The organism is Pseudokineococcus sp. 1T1Z-3, from assembly GCF_037482365.1.
Classification (GTDB): domain Bacteria; phylum Actinomycetota; class Actinomycetes; order Actinomycetales; family Quadrisphaeraceae; genus Pseudokineococcus.
The window spans coordinates 152,530-170,288 of sequence record NZ_JBBHZF010000001.1 but is presented as its reverse complement, the minus strand read 5'-3'; the positions used below and the strand labels follow the sequence as shown (position 1 = coordinate 170,288).

The following is a 17,759-nucleotide window of genomic DNA, read 5'->3' as shown; positions in this document are numbered from 1 at the left end:
GTCGGGGCAGGACGGTCGAGGTGGGACTGGTCAGGGCGGGGCTGCGAGCCCCGAGGTCAGGCCGGCGTCGGGTCCGGTCGGCGGAGGTCGGGTGGGTCGCGCTCGGCTCCGGGGGTGCCCGCCCCGGACGCCGGGGGCACCTCGGCGCGGGCGTTCTCGGCCCGGAAGGTCGCGTAGATCTCCAGGACGACCTGGCGCTGCCGCTCGGAGAGGTGGGGGTCGGCCAGGAGCGCGGCACGGACGTCGCCCTCACCCGGGTGCTCCTGGAGGATGCCGGCGCGCACGTACAGCGCCTCGGCCGAGATGCGCAGGCCCCGCGCGATCTGCTGCAGGACCTCGGCGCTCGGCCGCCGCAGACCCCGCTCGACCTGGCTGAGGTAGGGGTTGCTGACGCCGGCGGCGGCCGCCAGCTGCCGCAGGGAGAGCTGGGCGAGCTGGCGCTGCTCGCGCAGGAAGGCACCCAGGTCGCCGACCGTCCCGCCGGCACCATCGGCTGCCTCACCGGCCCGGGCGCCCTCGCCCCGGCTGGACCGCGCGGCGACGCGCTCGCGGACCGAGCCGACGTCGACGCCGAGGAGCTTGCTCACGCGCCCATCGTGCCCCTCGCCGCTTGCTGTGGCAAGCAGTTCGCAAGCAGGGCGGTCGGCCCGCCGGCCTGCCGGGTCAGTCGGCCTGCCGGGTCAGTCGGCGACGCGGGCGTGCGACTCCCGACGCAGCAGGCCGAGGACCTCCAGGACGCGGGCGCGGTCGGCGCTGAGGCGCTGCTCCAACCTCGCGAGGAGGTCCGCGTGCTCGTCGAGCTCCTCGTCGGCGAGGGAGCCGAGGTCGCTGAAGCGGATGTCGGCGAAGGCGCGCTCGGCGTCGCGGTGGTAGCTGCCCACGTTGCTCGGGACGACCGGCATCTCCTTGGCGTCGACGACGGCCCGGGCGACGGCGTCCTGCTGGCTCGGGGAGTCCTGCGGCTCGGAGCGCAGCAGCGCCTCGACGAGGCCGGCCACGATCTCGTCGTCGGAGCGCTCGCCCAGGCTGGTGGCGCGCTCGGAGCGCTCGCGGCGGGCCCGCTCGGCGAGGAGGAGGTCCAGCCGTCCGTCGACCAGCCTCCGGGTGTAGGCGAGGTCGGCCTCCTCGGCGACGGCGAGCTCGCGCCGCTCGCGCAGCGCCTCGTCGGGCAGGTCGGGCAGGCCCTGCGTGAAGGTCGGGTGCAGCACGGTGTCGATCCGCCGTGACCCACCCTCCCGGTAGGCGGTGGGAGCGGGCTCGCCCGCGACCGTCCCCTGCGCGCCCGTGCTGCTCGTGGTGCTCACGTGGCTCCCGCCTGCCCTCGCGTGCCGACGGCCGTCTCCCGGCCTGCCGCAAGGGTAGTCCCGCGGGCACCCCCGGGGGCGCGCGCGCGGCGGCCGGGGGATCCTGGCGCCATGGCGACCCTCTTCCGCGTCGACGCCGTCCTCACCTTCGCCGAGCCGGCCTCGCCCGAGGAGGTCGCCGCCCTCGCGGGCAGCCTCGAGGTGCCGTCGCCGACCCTGGCGGACGGGCGCCCCGACCCGCTGGGCACCGAGGTGCAGGTCGACCAGGGCGGGCGCAGCGCGGACGTCGTGCTGCTCGTCGAGGCCGAGACCGACCGCGGTGCTCTGGAGGTGGTCGAGGCGGCCGTGGGCGAGGCGCTGGCGGGCAGCGCGTGGTCGGCGCAGGCCGCACGCCTCGACTCCGTGCGGGCCACGGCGGCCTACGACCTGTAGGGCGCCGACTGCTGGGCCGACGACTGCTGGGCCGACGACTGCTGGGCCGACGACGGCTGGGCCGACGACGGCTGGGCCGACGACGGCTGGGCCGGCCGGCGGCCGTGGGTGGTGCTGCGCCCCGGGTCAGGCCCGGCCGCTCGGCAGCCCCGGGCCGGCGGGCAGGACGGGGGCGACGGCGGACGGGGCGACGGCGGACGGGGCGACGGCGGCGGGGGTGACGGCGGCAGGGGCGCGCGGCGTGGTGGCCAGGAGCAGCGCCGTCTCGGCCGCGGGCCGGGGCCGACCGCAGTAGAAGCCCTGGGCGAGGGCGAAGCCGATCTCGCCCACGGCCCGCATCTGCTCGGCGGACTCGACGCCCTCCGCGATGGCGGTGGCGCCGAGGGAGGAGGCGAGGGCGACGGCCGACCCGAGCAGCGCCCGGCCGTCCGGCGTCGTCACCTCGGCGACGAGGGAGCGGTCGAGCTTGACGGCCGTCACGGGCAGGTGCAGGAGGTACTGCAGGGCGGCGTGGCCGACGCCGAAGTCGTCGACGGCCACGCCGACGCCGAGGCCGGCGAGCCGGGAGAGCCGTCGGGCGACGGCGCGCAGGTCCCGCAGGGGCTCCTGCTCGACGACCTCGAGCACCAGGCAGGTCGGGGCGAGCCCGCTCTCGGCGAGGTCCTCGACGACACGCTCGACGAGGTCGGGGGACTCCAGGCTCGCGGCGGAGAGGTTGACCGCCACGTGCTCCAGGTGGAGGCCCGCGGCCCGCCACCGGGCGAAGTCGGCGAGGGCCTGGCGCCGGGCGACGTCGTCGAGGTCGCGCGAGAGGCGCTGCAGGGACGCGGCGGTGAGGAAGTCGTCCGGTGCCACGGACCCGAGCTCGGGGTGGTCCCAGCGCACGAGCGCCTCGACGGAGCGCACGGCGCCCGAGCGGGGCTCGACCTGCGGCTGGTAGTGCACGGCGATCTGGTCGCCGTCGGCGAGCGCCGCGGCGAGGTCGCTGTCCAGGCGCCGGGCGCGCTCGTACTCGCCCTCACGGGTGACGTCGGCCTCCACCGGGACGCCCCGGTCACGGGCCTCGAGCAAGGACAGCTCGGCGAGGCGCAGGAGGAGCTCGACGATCTCGTGCGTGGCCAGCGCCCGGTCCATCCCCTGGGCGCGGGGCCGGACGGTGAGCACGGCCGCGGGCAGCAGGTGACCGCCGCCGCCACGAGAGTCCTGGGCCTGCCGCAGCAGCTCGCTGCGCACCGCCGCCACGAGCTGCAGGGGGCGTTCCTGCTCGCCGACCTCCGGATCCTCGGGGGCGACGACGGCGAGCGTCTGCGGCCCGGTCCGGCACACCGCGGCGTCCGGCATCCGCTGCACCAGCGCCGCGGCCCGGGCGCGCAGCAGGTCGTCGGCGGCCTGGCGGCCCTGCCGGGTGGCCAGGGCCGAGACCTCGTCCAGCTCGACGACGACGAGGTGCACGGGAGCCGTGCCCGAGTGGATCTGGGCGGACAGGACGCGCTCGAGCGCCAGCCGGCTGCCCGTGCGCGTCACCGGGTCGGTCTCCAGCGCGGTGCGGTCCACGGCGGCGGAGATCGAGAAGCTGGCCGTCATGAGCGCCACGGCGAGAAGGGTGCCGACCGTCACGACGGGCAGGGCGTCAGGCGGCGGCCAGGGCAGGACGCCGAACGCCGCGAGCGCCCCGGCGCTCGGGAGCGCGAGGACGGCGGGCAGGACGACGAGGGCCTGCCGCCGCAGCGCGACGAGCGGGCTCGCGACGTCACCGAAGGCGGCCATGGTCGGGTGCCAGGCCGCGGCGACGGCCAGCGGCGAGACCAGGACGAGCGCCACCTGGCCGCCCAGGCTCTCCGGCGCCGCCAGCCACACGGAGGTGTGGTGGACGGTGAGGGCGGCGAGCGCGGCCATGAGGGTGACCACCGAGGGCGTCACCCGGGCCCGCGCGTGCAGCAGCGCCACGAGGTAGGCGAGCAGGACGAGGTCGCCCGCCGTCAGCACCACGGCCCACGACGGCGGCGGCACGGCCATGGTTCCGGCGACCCAGACGCCGGCCGCGAGGCCCACGACGGCGACGGCGGCGATGTCGACGGCGAGGACGAGGCGCCGTCCCCGCCCGGGGCCGAGGGCGAGGTGCGCCGAGGTGCCCAGGCAGACGTAGAAGGCCACCAGGGCCGAGGTGACGAGGACCTCCGAGCCCAGCAGGGTGCCGAGCCGGGCCAGGGCGAGCGCGAGGCCGGCTGCGGCGACGAGCAGCCACTGGGCCCGGCGCTCGGGCCGGTGACGGCGCACGGCGAGCGCGACCAGGGGCCCGCCGGGCGCCAGGGCCGCGAGCACGACCCAGTCGGCGGCAGCCCTCGGCACGAGCAGGAGGATGACCACCAGCAGCAGCCCGACGGCGACGGCGGTCCCGGCGACCCGCCGACCGCCTCCGCCCATGCGGGCATGGTAGGGCGCCGCCCCGCCGTCATGAGGGCGTCGACGACGGGCACCGGGCGCTGCGGGCGAGCTGTCCCCCGAAGGGGTGAGCCCGGGCGAGGGCCCGGGCGTGGGGGCCGGGCCGGTCGGGCCGGTCGAGGTAGGTCGGGGCGGGCCGCTCAGGGCGTGTTGGCCCGCAGGTCGTTGACGATGCGCTGGACGTCGCGGCGGTCCTGCGCCGGGGACCAGAACTCGGCGTAGAGGTGGGCGTCGAGCTCCTCCAGCGCGGACGCCTCCCGCTCGCCCGCGACGAGCAGGTGGCTCATCCGCAGCCGGTAGCTGGCGTCGCGCCCGGGGGCCGCGTCCTCCGCGGCGACCGTCGTCACGTCGACGGTGAACCAGGTCGCCCCGGGGGCGAGGAGGTCCTGCAGCGCGATCCACGCCTGCTCGCCGCAGGGCGCGGGGCAGTCCTGCAGCTGGACGAAGCCGCCCGAGGTCTCGTCGGCGGAGAGGCAGTCGTAGCGGACGACGCCGGTGAGCGGCGCCCGCTCGCAGGTCCAGCCCGTCGGCACCCGGAAGGAGAAGGGCAGGTCCTCCAGCGTCAGGACCTCGACGTCGTCGTCGACGCCGAACCCCGGGCCCACGACGCCGGGCCCGAGCAGCAGCGACGAGCCCTCCTCGCCCGGAGCCGGCTCGGACCCGCCCGGTGCGTCGTCGGTACCAGGCCCCGGCTCGGGCGTCGGCTGGGGTGTCGGCTCGGGTGCCGGCTGGGGCTGCGGCTCGGAGGTGGGGGCAGGCGCCGGCTGGGCCTGCTGCTCGGGCTGGCAGGCACCGGTGAGCAGGAGGAGGAGCACGACCAGCAGGAGCAGCGCGAGCACCGCCGACACGACCCACGGGCGCCGGTCGCGCCGGTCGGACCGACGCCCGCCCGCCGTGGTGGGGCCGACGGGGGCGACCGGGCGGGCACTGGCGCGCCAGTGCGGGGAGAAGGCCGGCCCGCGGGCGTCGTCACCGGCCGGGACGAGGGGCGAGCGGGCCAGCCCGGCGGCTGTCCTCGCGTCCCGGGCCGCGGTCGCCGCCCACGGCCAGGGGCCGTCGAGGTCGGCGGTCAGGACACGCCCGCGGCCGCCCGCCTCGTGCACGGCGGCCCCGAAGCGGTCCCGTGCGGCGGCGTCCCCGGACGGGCCCGGGCCGAGCAGCACCACCCGGACGGGCGAGCCGTCCGGGGCGGAGGCGGCGAACACGGCAGCGGCCTCGCCGGGGTCGGCGGCCGGCGCCATGCGCGGCCCGCGGGCGGCGCCGGCCTCCGAGGCGCCGTCGTCCCCGAGCCGGCCGACGAGCGCGAAGGGCCCGAGGCGCGAGGGGTCGCCCGGCTGCAGCGGCAGGACGTCGCCCGCGGCGGCACCGGGGCGCCCGCCGGAGCCCGGTGAGCCGCCCGACGGCGATGCGTCCGGCTCCGCGCTCACGCCGCCATGACACCACAGCGCCGTGGCTGCGCAGCGAGCTGGACGTCGCCGAGGGCCCGGGGGCGGCGGTGGTGCAATAGGGGGGTGCCGACGAGCGAGCCCGTGACTGCAGCGACGCCCGCCACCGGCGGCGACGGCCCAGGAGTCGGCCCAGGGGTCGGCCCGGACGTCTCGGCCGGAGCCGGTGGCGTGGGGCCGCAGGACGCCGCCCGCGCCGTCGCCGAGGCCCGCCGGGTCGTCGTCGGCCAGCAGCAGATGGTGGAGCGGCTCGCCGTCGCCGTCCTCGCGCGCGGGCACGTGCTGCTGGAAGGGGTGCCCGGGACGGCCAAGACCCTCGCGGCGCGCTCGTTCGCGACGGTCCTCGGCGGCGGCTTCGCCCGCGTCCAGTTCACGCCCGACCTCGTGCCGTCCGACATCGTGGGCACGCGGATCTGGTCGCCGTCGAGCGAGACCTTCAGCGTCGAGCTGGGCCCGGTGTTCACCAACGTGGTCCTCGCCGACGAGATCAACCGGGCGCCTGCGAAGGTGCAGTCGGCCATGCTGGAGCTGATGGGGGAGGGGCAGGTCTCCCTCGCCGGGCGCACGCACGCGGTGCCCTCGCCCTTCACCGTCATCGCGACGCAGAACCCCGTCGAGTCCGAGGGCGTCTACCCCCTGCCGGAGGCGCAGCGCGACCGCTTCCTCCTGCAGGTCGACGTCCCGCTGCCGGGCGCGGCCGACGAGGCGGAGATCCTGCGCCGGATGAGCGTGGCCCCGCCCCGGGCGCGCCCCGTGCTGGACCCCGCGCGCGTCCTGGCGCTGCAGGACGCGGCCGACGCCGTGTACGTGCACCCGCTCGTCAGCGACTACGTCGTCCGGCTGGTCATGGCCACGCGCCAGCCGGCCGCCTACGGCGCTCCCGACGTGGCCCCCCTGCTGGAAGCCGGCGCCAGCCCCCGGGCCTCCCTCGGGCTGCTCGCGGCCTCGCGGGCGCTGGCGCTCGTGCGCGGGCGCGACCACGTGCTGCCCGACGACGTCCGTGAGCTCGCGGTCGAGGTCGTCGCCCACCGCCTCGTGCTCTCCCTCGACGCGCTCGCCGACGGCGTGCTCGCCCAGGGCGTCGTCCGGCGGCTGCTGCAGGCGGTCCCGCCGCCCGTGCCCGTCGGCGGGGACGAGCGGTGACGCCGGCCGCCGTCCTCCCAGGGCCTGTCTCCGGGCCCGTCCCCGGCCCGGTCGCGCCCGCCGCCGCGGCGGGCGCCGCGAGCGCGGTGCTCGGGCGCGCCCGGGCCCTGCGCGGCCTGGAGTTGGCGGTCGTCCGGCGCCTGGAGGGCTTCCTGCGCGGGGAGCACCTCGGCCTGCGCACCGGCCCCGGCAGCGAGCCGGCCGACAGCCGCGGCTACCGCCCCGGCGAGGACGACGTGCGCTGGATGGACTGGCCGCTCACCGCGCGCACGGGCGAGCCGCACGTGCGCGAGGTCGTCGCCGACCGGGAGCTGGAGACGTGGGTGCTCGTCGACCTCTCCCCGTCCATGGCCTTCGGCAGCACGGCCACCGACAAGCGGCACCTCGCCGTCACCGCGGCCGCCGTCGTCGGGCACCTCACGACGCGGCTGGGCGACCGCTTCGGCGCCTGGGTGCTCGACGAGACCGGTGTGGTCCGGCGGCCCTCGCGCACGGGGCGCACGGCGCTGCACGCCGCGCTGCGCGAGCTGCTCGAGCGCAGCCTCGCCGAGCCCTCGGCCGTGCCCGACCGGCCGCGGCGGGGCCGGCGTCGCCCGCCCGCCGCCGACGCCGGCCCGCCGCAGCGGCTGGACCTCGCCGCGGCCGTGGAGCGCCTCGGCGCCGCGCACCGCCGCCGCGGCCTGCGGGTCGTCGTCTCGGACTTCCTGGACGGCGGGGGGCTCGACGGCGGGGGGCTCGACGGCGGGGGGCACGACGGCGGGGGGCCCGCGGCGTCGGTCGGCGCCTTCCCGTGGGAGCGGTCGGTGCGCCGGCTCGCCGCGCGCCACCAGGTCGTCGCCGTCGAGGTCGTGGACCGGCGCGAGCACGAGCTGCCCGACGTCGGCGTCGTCGAGCTCGTCGACCCGGAGTCGGGAGAGGTCGTCGAGGTCGACACCGGCCGGGCGGGCGTGCGCGAGGCCTTCGCCGCCGCCGGCGATCGGCACCGCCAGGCCGTCGCCGCCGCGCTGCGGCGCTGCGGCGCCGCCCACCTGCGGCTCGCCACCGACGAGGACTGGGTCGCCGCGACGGCGCGCTTCGTCCTCGCCCAGCGCCGCACCGCGCGGGCCGTGGAGCGGATGGTGGGCCGCGCGTGAGCCTCCTGCTGCCCGTCACGGCGCTCGCCGCCGCCGCCACGCCGGCCGACCCCGACGCCCAGGCTTCTCTCGCCCAGGCCTCCCGCGAGGGCCTCGCGGTCCTGCCCACCGGCTTCCTCGCCCCCGAGCGCCTCTGGCTGCTGCTGCTCGTGCCGGCCCTCGTGGCGGCGCACGTCCTCGTCCAGCGCCGCCGGCGCACCAACGCGCTGCGCTTCTCCGCCGTGCCGCTGCTCAGCGGCGCCGTGCCCCGGCGGCGGGCCTGGCGCCGCCACGTCGTGGCCGCCGGGCTCGTCGCCGGCGTCGCCGCGGCCGTCGTCGGGTTCGCCCGCCCGCTCGGGGTGGTCGAGGTGCCGCGCGAGCGGGCCACCGTCGTCCTCGCCGTCGACGTCTCCATCTCCATGCGGGCCACCGACGTCGCGCCCGACCGGCTGACCGCGGCCCAGCAGGCCGCCGTCCGCTTCGTCGAGGAGCTGCCGCCGCGCTTCAACGTCGGCCTCGTCGCCTTCGCCGGGTCCGGCCAGATCCTCGTCCCCCCGACGACGGACCGGTCGCTCGTCGAGCGGGGCGTCGACGGCCTGCGGCTGACCTCCTACACCGGCATCGGGGAGGGTCTCTACACGGCGCTGGCCGCCGTAGAGCAGGCGCCGCCGGACCCGGAGGACCCCGCCGCGCCCGTGCCGGCCGCGATCGTCCTGCTCTCGGACGGGGAGACGACCGTCGGGCGCACCAACGCCGACGCCGCGCAGGCCGCCGCCGAGGCAGGCGTGCCGGTCTCGACCATCGCCTTCGGCACCCCCGGCGGCACGATCGTCTCCGAGGGGGTGCTCACCCCCGTGCCCGTCAACGAGGCCGAGCTGGCCGCCATCGCCGAGACGACCGGCGGCGTCGCCTACGAGGCCGAGAGCGCCACCGAGCTCACCGAGGTCTACGAGGACATCGGCTCCTCCATCGGCACCGAGCTGGAGGAGGAGGAGACGACCGCCGCGTGGACCGGTGCCGCGCTGCTGCTCGTCGTCCTCTCCACGCTCGGCTCCCTGCTGTGGTTCGGGCGGATCTCCCAGTGAGCCGGACGACGAGCGCGCCCGGCGCGGGCCTGCCGTGAGCGCCGACCAGGACGCCCGCCCCCAGGGCGAGGCGCTCCCCGGCGCCACGGGGCTCACCAGCGGCGCCGCGACGGGACCGACCACGGGGGCGACCACCGGAGCGACCCCGGGGCCGACGACCGGGCCGACCACCGGGCCGGCCGCCTACAGCTCCGGGCAGCCGTCGTCGGGGTCCTCCTCCGCCTACGGCGCCGGCCACGGCTCCGGGCACGTCGCCCGAGACCCGGCGCAGCCACGCACGGCCGGCTGGCGGCGCCGCGTCGTCGGCACGGAGGAGCAGACCCGCCCGCTGACGGTCGTCGAGCGGCTCAAGGGCACCCCCTTCTCCCAGCCGCTGCGCATGGCCGCACCGAGCGACGCGACGCGCGCGCTGGACCACGTCATGCGCCTCGCGGTGCTCCTGCTGCGCTCGGGCTCGGGGACGGCCGAGATCGAGTCCGCCGTCGTCGCCACCGCCGTCGCGCTCGGCCTGGACGAGGACGAGCTGGAGATCGACGTCACCTACTCCTCCGTGACCCTCGCCTACGCGCCCCCGGGGGCCGCGCCCGTCGCGCGCCTGCAGGTGGTGCGCTCGACGAGCACCGAGTACGCACGCCTGTCGGCGGCCCACTCCCTCGTCGTGGACCTCGTCGAGGGCCGGCTGGAGCGCGAGGACGTCGCCCTGCGGCTGCGCGAGGCCGAGACGATGCCGCGGCCCTACCGCCGGTGGATGATCCGCGTGGCGTGGGGCCTGCTCGCCGTCGCCGTGGTCGCCCGCTTCGGCGGCGGCCCGGTCGCCATGGTCACCGGCTTCGCGCTCGCGGTCGCCGTCGACGCCGGGGCACGGGCCATGTCGCGCGCCGGTGCGCCCGCCTTCTTCGTCGTCGGCGCCGGCGCCTTCGTCGCGGGGGCCTTCTCCTCGACCCTGGCGCTGCTCACCGACGTCCTGCCGCCCTCGCTGGCCGGCGAGGTGCCGTCGTCGGCGCTCGTCGTCGCCAGCGGCATCGTCGTGCTCCTGCCCGGCGGCACGCTCGTCGCGGCCGTCGAGGACGCCCTGCGCGGCTTCCCGGTGACGGCGGCGGCCCGGATCGTCACGGTCGTCATGACGACCGCCGCGATCATCGGGGGCGTCGTCCTGGCCCTGGAGACCGCCCGCCGCGCCGGGGTGCCGGGCGTCGACGTCGAGGCGGTCGGGGAGGCCGTCGGGGGTGCGCTCACCCCCGGCCTGGTCGCCCTCGGGGCCACCGCGCTCGGGGCCGCCGCGGCCGCGGTGGCCTACCGGACCCCGCCCCGCCTGGTCCTCGTCACGGCGGCGGCCGCGGCGTCGGGGCAGCTGGCGCTCGAGGTCCTCGACGACGCCGACGGCCCCCGGGCGCTGGGCACGCTCGCGGCGGCCGCCGTCATCGGCGGGGTCGGCCGGGTGGCGGCGCTGCGGCGACGGGCGACGCCGCTGGCCGTCGTCGTCCCCGGCACGGTGATGCTGCTGCCCGGGCTGACCATCTACACTGCCCTCGCCGAGCTGACGGGCGGCACCGTCGTCACCGGGCTCATCCTGCTCGGCGAGGCGGCGGTCGTCGCCCTGGCGATCGGTGCGGGCGTCTCCCTCGGCGACTCGGTGGCCGCGCCCCTGGAGCGAGGCCTCGACGGCGCCGGGCGGCGCCGACGTCGACGCCGCGAGCCGCCGCTGCGCACCTGAGCCGGGTCGGTGCCGTCGGCCCTGCCCCGGTCAGGCCGGCGGCAGCGACCAGTCGACGGGGCCCGCGCCCTGGGCGGCCAGCGCCGCGTCGACCGCCGAGAAGGGCCGCGAGCCGAAGAAGCCGCGGCGCGCCGACAGCGGGCTCGGGTGGGCGCTCGCCACGACGGCGACGCCGCCGAGCGTGGGCGCCAGCGCCTGCGCGTCCTGGCCCCAGAGCACCGCGACGAGCGGCCCGCCGCGCCGGGCGAGCGCGCCGACGACCTGCTCGGTGACCTCCTCCCACCCCCGACGCCGGTGGGACCCCGAGCTGCCGGCGGCCACGGTGAGCACCCGGTTGAGCAGCAGGACCCCCCGCCCCGCCCACGGCGAGAGGTCCCCGGTGGCGGCCGGGGGCAGGCCCGTGTCGGCGTCCCGCTCGGCGAGGAGGTTGCGCAGCGTCGGCGGCAGCGGGCGCACGTCCGGCTCGACGGCGAAGGACAGCCCGACCGCGTGGCCCGGCCGCGGGTAGGGGTCCTGGCCCACGACGAGGACGCGCACCCCCGCCGGGTCCTGGCCGAGGGCCCGCAGCACCCGGTCGCCGCGGGGCAGGACCTCGGCGCCGGCGGCGACGTCGCGCGCCGTCGCCTCCAGGGCACGGCGCAGGTGCACCGACGCGGGCTCCAGGGCCGGCCACCAGCCGGGGTGCACCACGTCGAGGTCGACGCCGGCAGCCGCTGCGGCGGCGGCGACGTCGCTGGAGGGACCCGGCACGCGCTCCACGCTAGGCCCAGCGGGGCCGGCGCCGCGCGCGGACGAACCACACGCGTGTCATCCCGGCGTAGGCTTCCGGAGGACCCGAGGTCAGCCGGGCAGGGTCGGCCGGCCGGGCAGGACGGCGAGGACACCCGAGGGGAGCACCGCGTGGACAGCGCAGCCACCGGCGCCGTGAGCGCCGACGAGCCGGGGCGCACGGCGCACGGCGCCGAGCCGGGGACGTCGGCGGCGCTGCCCGAGCGCGACCAGCAGGTGCTCGCCTTCGAGCGCCAGTGGTGGCGGTACGCCGGCGCGAAGGAGCAGGCGGTCCGCGAGCTCTTCGGGCTGTCGGCCACGAGCTACTACCAGGTGCTCAACGCCCTGCTGGACTCCCCGGCCGCGATGGCCCACGACCCGATGCTCGTCAAGCGCCTGCGGCGGATGCGGGAGCAGCGGCAGCGCTCGCGGACGCAGCGACGGCTCGGTGACCGTCCGGGGTCGGGCGGCGCCGACGCACGGCAGCTGCCGTGAGCGCCGGCCCGGACGAGGACCTGCTGCCCCCCGGAGGCGGCGAGCCGCGTCGCGCCGGGGCCCACCGCGCGTCCCCCACGCCGGTCCAGCGGCTCGCCCCGGTCGGCGTCGTCCTGGCCCTCGCCGCGCTGGCTGTCCTCGTCGTCACCCTCTGGTTCGCCCAGACCGGCTGACCGCTCCCGTCGGCCCGACCACACGGCACCGGCCGCGCGGTCTCGATCCTCCCCACGCCGGGCGCGGTGTGGCTACGCTCGGCGCCGGTCGCGCACTTCGACGAGCAGCGGTCCCCTGCCCCCGTGGGACGGGGCGCTCAGCTGGGCGGAGCGCCGCACGCCGGCATCACCGCGGGCGTGAGACCCGGGGCCGCGCCGGCTGCCCCGCACCCGTCACGCAGCGACACAGGAGCAGCACACATGGTCCAGGGAACCGTGAAGTGGTTCAACGCCGAGAAGGGCTACGGCTTCATCACCGTCGACGGCGGCGGCCCGGACGTCTTCGTCCACTGGTCGGCCATCGAGATGGAGGGCTACCGCTCCCTCGAGGAGGGCCAGCAGGTCCAGTTCGAGGTCGGCCAGGGCCAGAAGGGCCCGCAGGCCGAGTCCGTCCGCCCCGCCTGACCACCGCCCCCGCCTGACCGCCGCCCCCGCCGGGGCGTGCTGCCCGCGACGCCGTCGCCCCGCCCGGGGCGGCGGCGTCGTCGCGTCGAGGCCTCGCCGTGCCGACGGCGCCCTGCCCGTCCCCGGCCCCCGCGTCCCCCTGTCCTCGCGCCCGCTCCAGGTCGCTGCGCAGGGCCCTGCCGTTTGCACTCCAGGGGCGGGAGTGCTCATCATGGGGGCTGGCACTCTCGCACGAGAGTGACAACGGACCTCGGTCGTCAGGTGAGGGCCGCGCGCGAGGCGGGACGTGACCGCCGCGCCGCTGCTCGTCCGTCGCGGGCACCTGGCGGACGACCCCACCCGTCACCGGGAGGACATCCCCAGCATGGCCAAGATCATCTCGTTCGACGAGGACGCCCGTCGCGGCCTCGAGCGCGGCATGAACCAGCTCGCCGACGCCGTCAAGGTCACCCTCGGCCCCCGGGGCCGCAACGTCGTGCTCGAGAAGAAGTGGGGCGCGCCCACGATCACGAACGACGGCGTCTCCATCGCCAAGGAGATCGAGCTCGAGGAGCCCTACGAGAAGATCGGGGCCGAGCTCGTCAAGGAGGTCGCCAAGAAGACGGACGACGTCGCCGGCGATGGCACGACGACCGCCACCGTCCTGGCCCAGGCCATGGTCCGCGAGGGCCTGCGCAACGTCGCCGCCGGGGCCAACCCGATGGCGCTCAAGCGCGGCATCGAGCAGGCCGTCGAGGCCGTCAGCAGCCAGCTGCTCGACTCCGCCACCGAGGTCGAGACCCGCGAGCAGATCGCGGCGACCGCGGGCATCTCCGCCGGCGACCCCGCCATCGGCGAGCTCATCGCCGAGGCGATGGACAAGGTCGGCAAGGAGGGCGTGATCACGGTCGAGGAGAGCAACACCTTCGGCCTGGAGCTCGAGCTCACCGAGGGCATGCGCTTCGACAAGGGCTACATCTCGCCCTACTTCGTCACCGACTCCGAGCGCATGGAGGCCGTGCTCGAGGACGCCTACATCCTCTTCAACGAGGGCAAGGTCTCCTCGATCAAGGACCTGCTCCCGCTGCTGGAGAAGGTCACCCAGTCGGGCAAGCCGCTCGTCATCATCTCCGAGGACGTCGACGGCGAGGCCCTGGCCACGCTGGTCGTCAACAAGATCCGTGGCATCTTCCGCTCGGCCGCCGTCAAGGCGCCCGGGTTCGGCGACCGCCGCAAGGCGATGCTGCAGGACATGGCCATCCTCACCGGCGGCCAGGTCATCTCCGAGACGGTCGGCCTCAAGCTGGAGAACACCGGCCTGGAGCTGCTCGGCCAGGCCCGCAAGGTCACCATCACCAAGGACGAGACGACCATCGTCGAGGGTGCGGGCGACACCGACCAGATCCAGGGCCGGGTCAACGAGATCCGCGCCGAGATCGAGCGCAGCGACTCCGACTACGACCGCGAGAAGCTCCAGGAGCGCCTCGCGAAGCTCGCCGGCGGCGTCGCCGTCATCAAGGCGGGCGCGGCCACCGAGGTCGAGCTCAAGGAGCGCAAGCACCGCATCGAGGACGCCGTCCGCAACGCCAAGGCGGCCGTCGAGGAGGGCATCGTCGCCGGTGGTGGCGTGGCTCTCATCCAGGCCGGCAAGGGCGCGTTCGCGTCCCTCTCGCTCTCGGGCGACGAGGCCACCGGCGCGAACATCGTCAAGGTCGCCGTCGAGGCCCCGCTCAAGCAGATCGCGGTCAACGCCGGTCTCGAGGGCGGCGTCGTGGCGGAGAAGGTGCGCAACCTCGAGGTCGGCCACGGCCTCAACGCCGCCACGGGCGAGTACGTCGACATGCTGGCGGCCGGCATCAACGACCCGGTGAAGGTCACCCGCTCGGCGCTGCAGAACGCGGCGTCCATCGCGGCCCTGTTCCTCACCACCGAGGCCGTCATCGCCGACAAGCCGGAGAAGCAGCCCGCGGGCGCCGGCGCCGGTGCCGACGGCGGCATGGGCGGCATGGACTTCTGATCCACGCGGCCTGAGCGTCAGCTCTGGGCACCACCGCCGGGTCTCCCGGCACAGCACGTCCACGAGGGCGGCACCCCACCGGGGTGCCGCCCTCGCGGCGTCCCCGGCGCCGTGACGCCGGACTTCGTAGCCCTTCTCCGCCTGAGGGGCCCCGAGGGGCGGACTTCGTAGCCTTTCTCCGCCTGAGGGGGACCTGGGGGTGGACTTCGTAGCCTTTCTCCGCATGAGGGGGCCCTGGGGGCGGACTTCGTAGCCCTTCTCCGGCGATGTCGTGGCGCGAGGGCGACGTAGGGTCGTGGCCGTGGCCGTGCTCGTGGACCCGCCGCGGTGGCCCGCGCACGGCCGGCAGTGGTCCCACCTCGTGAGCGACACCTCCCTGGAGGAGCTGCACGCCTTCGCCGCGGGCGTCGGGATCCCTCGGCGCGGGTTCGAGGGCGACCACTACGACGTCCCCGGTGACCGGCTCGCGGACCTCCTGGCCGCCGGGGCGTGCCTCGTCCCTGCCGGCGAGCTGCTGCGCCGGCTCGTGGCCAGCGGGCTGCGAGTGCCCAAGCAGCGCGGCCAGCAGGTCGTCGCGAGCCGGCTCGAGCTGAGGCCCGATGGCACCCAGGCGCACGTCGACCTCGTCGTCTGCTCGTCCCCGCCTCCGCCGGGCACGACGCGCGGGACCCGCGTCCTCGCGCTGGACGGCGAGGGGCGGCTGCTGCTGCGCCGTTCCGGTGCTGCGGGCGCCGGGACGCGGGGCCCTGCGCCCGCAGGGCTCTGCTCGCTGCCGCACGCGCCGCTCGGGATGGGGCGGCCCCTCGGCTTCTCCCGGCTGCGCCCGTGCGCCGACGGCGGCGGTGGCCGTCCTCCCGCCAGCCGGTGGCGGCACCTGGCGCTCGTCGCGCTGGCCCCGGCCGACGCCGTCGCCGCCGCGGGGGAGGAGCTGGTCCTGCTGCCGGCGACGTCAGCCGCACGTGCCTGCGGCGCACCGACCTGGTGGCCGCTCGTCGAGGCCTGCCTGGAGGCGGCGACCGTCCGGCCGTGAGCCCCCCGCCCGCCTCGCCTACCGTGGCGCGGTGAGCAGCGACGTCACCTCCACGGCCGAGCCAGGTGCCCCGCGTGACACGAGCCGCGTGGCCCCGCCTGCGCGCCGGCTGGTCCGCGCGGTCGTCACCGAGGACGTCCTCGACGTCAGCGAGCACGCTGCCGCGGTGGCGGACCCGGCCGCCGGCGCCGTCGTCACCTTCGGCGGGGTCGTCCGCGACCACGACCACGGGGCGCGCGTCAGCCGCCTGGAGTACTCCGCCCACCCCACGGCCGCGGCGGTCGTCGAGCAGGTCGCCCGCGAGGTCCTCGACGCGCACCCCGTCGACGCCCTCGCCGTCAGCCACCGCACGGGCGGGCTGGCCGTCGGCGACGTCGCCTTCGCCGTCGCCGTCTCTGCCGCCCACCGCCGCGAGGCCTTCGCGGCGTGCGAGGCGGTGGTGGAGGAGGTCAAGGCGCGCCTGCCCGTCTGGAAGCACCAGCGTTTCGAGGGCGGCGGCGACGAGTGGGTCGGGATGCCCTGAGGCGCGGCGCCTCTCGGTGCCGAGCCGCCCTGCGCCTCCCGGTCGCCATCGTCTCCAGGACCGGCGACCTCGTCGGGTCGGCCGGCCCTCCCCACGTCACGGCGACGCCCGGTGCTGCGCAGCGAGCGCCCCGGGGGTGCGCCCGGTGACGTGGGAGAAGTCGCGGACGAAGTGCGCCTGGTCGGCGTAGCCGAGCATCGCCGCGATCTCGGCGTGCGGCGTCGTCCCCGCGCGGACGAGCTCGGCGGCCTCGTGCAGGCGGCGTCGCTGCACGAGCCACTTCGGGCTCAGCCCGACCCGGCGACGGGTGAGGCGCTGCAACGCCCGCTCGGGCAGGTCGACCGCGGCGCACAGGTCGTCGACGCGGGTGAGGTCGCGGCGTCCCGCGGCGACGGCGACCACCCGCTCGACGACCTCGCCCTCGGCGTCGACCGGTCCGACGTCGGCGAGCGCCTCGGCGTACGCCCTCGCCGCCGCGGCGTGCGACGAGGGCGCGGCCGGGTCGTCGGCCATCGCCGAGCGGACGGCCTGGACGAGCCGAGCGGCGGTGCGCGGCAGCACGTCGACCAGCGGGACGTGCCGGTCGGCCAGCTCGGTGAGCGGACGGCGCGCCAACAGGTAGCCCGCTGCCGGGGTGAGCATGACGCCGGCCGCCCAGCCGTCGCCCGTGAGCACCGTGCGCGAGAGCCCCGAGGTGACGCGGTAGAAGCGGTCGTAGGTCGGTGTGACGACGAGCAGGCAGACCGGGTGCTGCAGCACCTCCTGCACGGACTCCTCACCCGGCGGCACGGACCACACGGGGAACCAGGACCGCTGGACGAGGTGCGCCAGCCCGGGCGGTGGCGGGTAGCGCGCCAGCGTGTGGGAGGTGTCGTCGGGACGGCGCAGGTGCGCGCGCTCCACGAGGTCGAGGGCGTCGGGCGCCACGGGCTCGGCCGCCGGCGGCGGGGCTGCCTCGGCGTGCCGCGCGCTGTCGGGTTCCATCAAGACCCGAGCGTGCCGCACTCCCTAGCGTCCGGGGCATGACGACGAGCAGCTCTGGCCCTGGTGACGTGACCCACCCCGGCGACGCGACGAAGACCTCCTACGCGGCGGCGGACGGACCGCTGCGGGCGGTGCTCGCCGCCGTCCCCGACGACGGGTGGCGCGCTCCCTCGCCCTGTGAGGGGTGGACGGCGGCCGACGTCGTCGCCCACCTGGTGACGACCCAGCGCGACCTGCTCACCGGCCACGGGGCGGACCTCGGGGAGGCGCCCGACCTCGACGTCGACCCGGCGGGCGCGTGGTCCGTGCACGCCGACCGCGTGCTCGCGGCGCTGGGCGACCCCGAGCTGCCCGCGACGACCTTCGACGGCTTCTTCGGGCCGACGACGGTGGGGGAGACGCTCGTGCGGTTCTACGTCTGGGACATGGTCGTCCACCGCTGGGACGTCGCCCGCGCCGCGGGCCTCGACGCCGGGCTCACGGCCGTCGAGCTGGCGCAGGTCGAGACGGGGGCGGACGGCTTCGGCGAGGCGCTGCACATGGAAGGCATCTGCGCGCCGGCCCTCGACGTCGGCGAGACCGCGACACGCGAGCAGAAGGTCCTGGGCCGGTTGGGACGCCGCGCCTGAGTCCCGGCTGCTCGAGCACTCCTCCCGACCTGGCGACCGT

General features: G+C 77.3%; 18 protein-coding genes. 12 read left to right on the top strand and 6 right to left on the bottom strand.

The window, feature by feature from the left end:
* Positions 1-56 precede the first annotated feature (56 nt).
* Positions 57-464: a helix-turn-helix domain-containing protein gene (locus WDV86_RS00710; protein ID WP_445262890.1), complete on the bottom strand. Its 408-nt coding sequence runs from the start codon at positions 462-464 to the stop codon at positions 57-59.
* Between the two features lie 216 nt (positions 465-680).
* The gene (locus tag WDV86_RS00705) at positions 681-1,304 is read right to left on the bottom strand and encodes an RsiG family protein (protein WP_339565668.1); all 624 of its coding nucleotides are present in this window, start codon (positions 1,302-1,304) and stop codon (positions 681-683) included.
* A 111-nt stretch (positions 1,305-1,415) separates the two neighbouring features.
* On the opposite strand from WDV86_RS00705, the gene WDV86_RS00700 reads away from it, so the two are divergent.
* A complete protein-coding gene (locus tag WDV86_RS00700) occupies positions 1,416-1,736 on the top strand; it encodes a hypothetical protein (protein ID WP_339565667.1) in 321 nt (106 codons plus the stop codon).
* Positions 1,737-1,862: 126 nt separating this feature from the next.
* Here the strand turns inward: WDV86_RS00700 and WDV86_RS00695 are convergent, their stop codons facing one another.
* Together WDV86_RS00695 and WDV86_RS00690 are read right to left on the bottom strand one after the other, a co-directional pair.
* Positions 1,863-4,160, bottom strand: coding sequence for an EAL domain-containing protein (locus WDV86_RS00695; protein WP_339565666.1), 2,298 nt, complete (start codon positions 4,158-4,160; stop codon positions 1,863-1,865).
* A 158-nt stretch (positions 4,161-4,318) separates the two neighbouring features.
* The gene (locus WDV86_RS00690) at positions 4,319-5,605 is read right to left on the bottom strand and encodes a hypothetical protein (protein WP_339565665.1); all 1,287 of its coding nucleotides are present in this window, start codon (positions 5,603-5,605) and stop codon (positions 4,319-4,321) included.
* A gap of 102 nt (positions 5,606-5,707) precedes the next feature.
* Between WDV86_RS00690 and WDV86_RS00685 the strand changes: the two genes are divergently transcribed.
* The 4 genes from WDV86_RS00685 to WDV86_RS00670 all read left to right on the top strand — a co-directional run bounded on the left by WDV86_RS00685 (position 5,708) and on the right by WDV86_RS00670 (position 10,677).
* Complete coding sequence (locus WDV86_RS00685) at positions 5,708-6,766, top strand: AAA family ATPase (RefSeq protein WP_339565664.1); 1,059 nt, start codon at positions 5,708-5,710, stop codon at positions 6,764-6,766.
* A gap of 86 nt (positions 6,767-6,852) precedes the next feature.
* The gene (locus WDV86_RS00680) at positions 6,853-7,899 is read left to right on the top strand and encodes a DUF58 domain-containing protein (protein WP_445262889.1); all 1,047 of its coding nucleotides are present in this window, start codon (positions 6,853-6,855) and stop codon (positions 7,897-7,899) included.
* A complete protein-coding gene (locus WDV86_RS00675) occupies positions 7,896-8,963 on the top strand; it encodes a VWA domain-containing protein (protein ID WP_339565662.1) in 1,068 nt (355 codons plus the stop codon). Before WDV86_RS00680 ends, WDV86_RS00675 begins: the two co-directional genes overlap by 4 nt.
* Positions 8,964-8,997: 34 nt before the next feature.
* Entirely contained in the window at positions 8,998-10,677 is a 1,680-nt protein-coding gene (locus WDV86_RS00670) for a threonine/serine exporter family protein (RefSeq protein ID WP_339565661.1), read from the top strand.
* 30 nt (positions 10,678-10,707) lie between these two features.
* On the opposite strand, the gene WDV86_RS00665 is transcribed toward WDV86_RS00670, so the two are convergent.
* Complete coding sequence (locus WDV86_RS00665) at positions 10,708-11,427, bottom strand: uracil-DNA glycosylase (protein WP_339565660.1); 720 nt, start codon at positions 11,425-11,427, stop codon at positions 10,708-10,710.
* A gap of 174 nt (positions 11,428-11,601) precedes the next feature.
* On the opposite strand from WDV86_RS00665, the gene WDV86_RS00660 reads away from it, so the two are divergent.
* The 6 genes from WDV86_RS00660 (at position 11,602) to WDV86_RS00635 (ending at position 16,106) form a co-directional block, all read left to right on the top strand.
* Entirely contained in the window at positions 11,602-11,940 is a 339-nt protein-coding gene (locus WDV86_RS00660; protein ID WP_445262888.1) for a DUF3263 domain-containing protein, read from the top strand.
* Positions 11,937-12,113, top strand: coding sequence for a hypothetical protein (locus tag WDV86_RS00655; protein WP_339565658.1), 177 nt, complete (start codon positions 11,937-11,939; stop codon positions 12,111-12,113). Before WDV86_RS00660 ends, WDV86_RS00655 begins: the two co-directional genes overlap by 4 nt.
* A 240-nt stretch (positions 12,114-12,353) precedes the next feature.
* Positions 12,354-12,557 carry a cold-shock protein gene (locus tag WDV86_RS00650; RefSeq protein WP_339565657.1) on the top strand — a complete coding sequence of 68 codons (204 nt, stop codon included), beginning with the start codon at positions 12,354-12,356 and terminating at the stop codon, positions 12,555-12,557.
* A 364-nt stretch (positions 12,558-12,921) separates the two neighbouring features.
* Positions 12,922-14,553 carry a chaperonin GroEL gene (gene groL, locus WDV86_RS00645; protein ID WP_339565893.1) on the top strand — a complete coding sequence of 544 codons (1,632 nt, stop codon included), beginning with the start codon at positions 12,922-12,924 and terminating at the stop codon, positions 14,551-14,553.
* Between the two features lie 301 nt (positions 14,554-14,854).
* Positions 14,855-15,583: a DUF4031 domain-containing protein gene (locus WDV86_RS00640; RefSeq protein ID WP_339565656.1), complete on the top strand. Its 729-nt coding sequence runs from the start codon at positions 14,855-14,857 to the stop codon at positions 15,581-15,583.
* A gap of 31 nt (positions 15,584-15,614) precedes the next feature.
* Positions 15,615-16,106: a molybdenum cofactor biosynthesis protein MoaE gene (locus WDV86_RS00635; protein WP_339565655.1), complete on the top strand. Its 492-nt coding sequence runs from the start codon at positions 15,615-15,617 to the stop codon at positions 16,104-16,106.
* 96 nt (positions 16,107-16,202) lie between these two features.
* Here the strand turns inward: WDV86_RS00635 and WDV86_RS00630 are convergent, their stop codons facing one another.
* A complete protein-coding gene (locus tag WDV86_RS00630) occupies positions 16,203-17,090 on the bottom strand; it encodes a helix-turn-helix domain-containing protein (RefSeq protein WP_339565892.1) in 888 nt (295 codons plus the stop codon).
* Positions 17,091-17,128: 38 nt separating this feature from the next.
* Between WDV86_RS00630 and WDV86_RS00625 the strand changes: the two genes are divergently transcribed.
* Positions 17,129-17,719, top strand: a complete 591-nt coding sequence (locus tag WDV86_RS00625) for a maleylpyruvate isomerase family mycothiol-dependent enzyme (RefSeq protein ID WP_339565654.1) — start codon at positions 17,129-17,131, stop codon at positions 17,717-17,719.
* Positions 17,720-17,759: the final 40 nt, after the last annotated feature.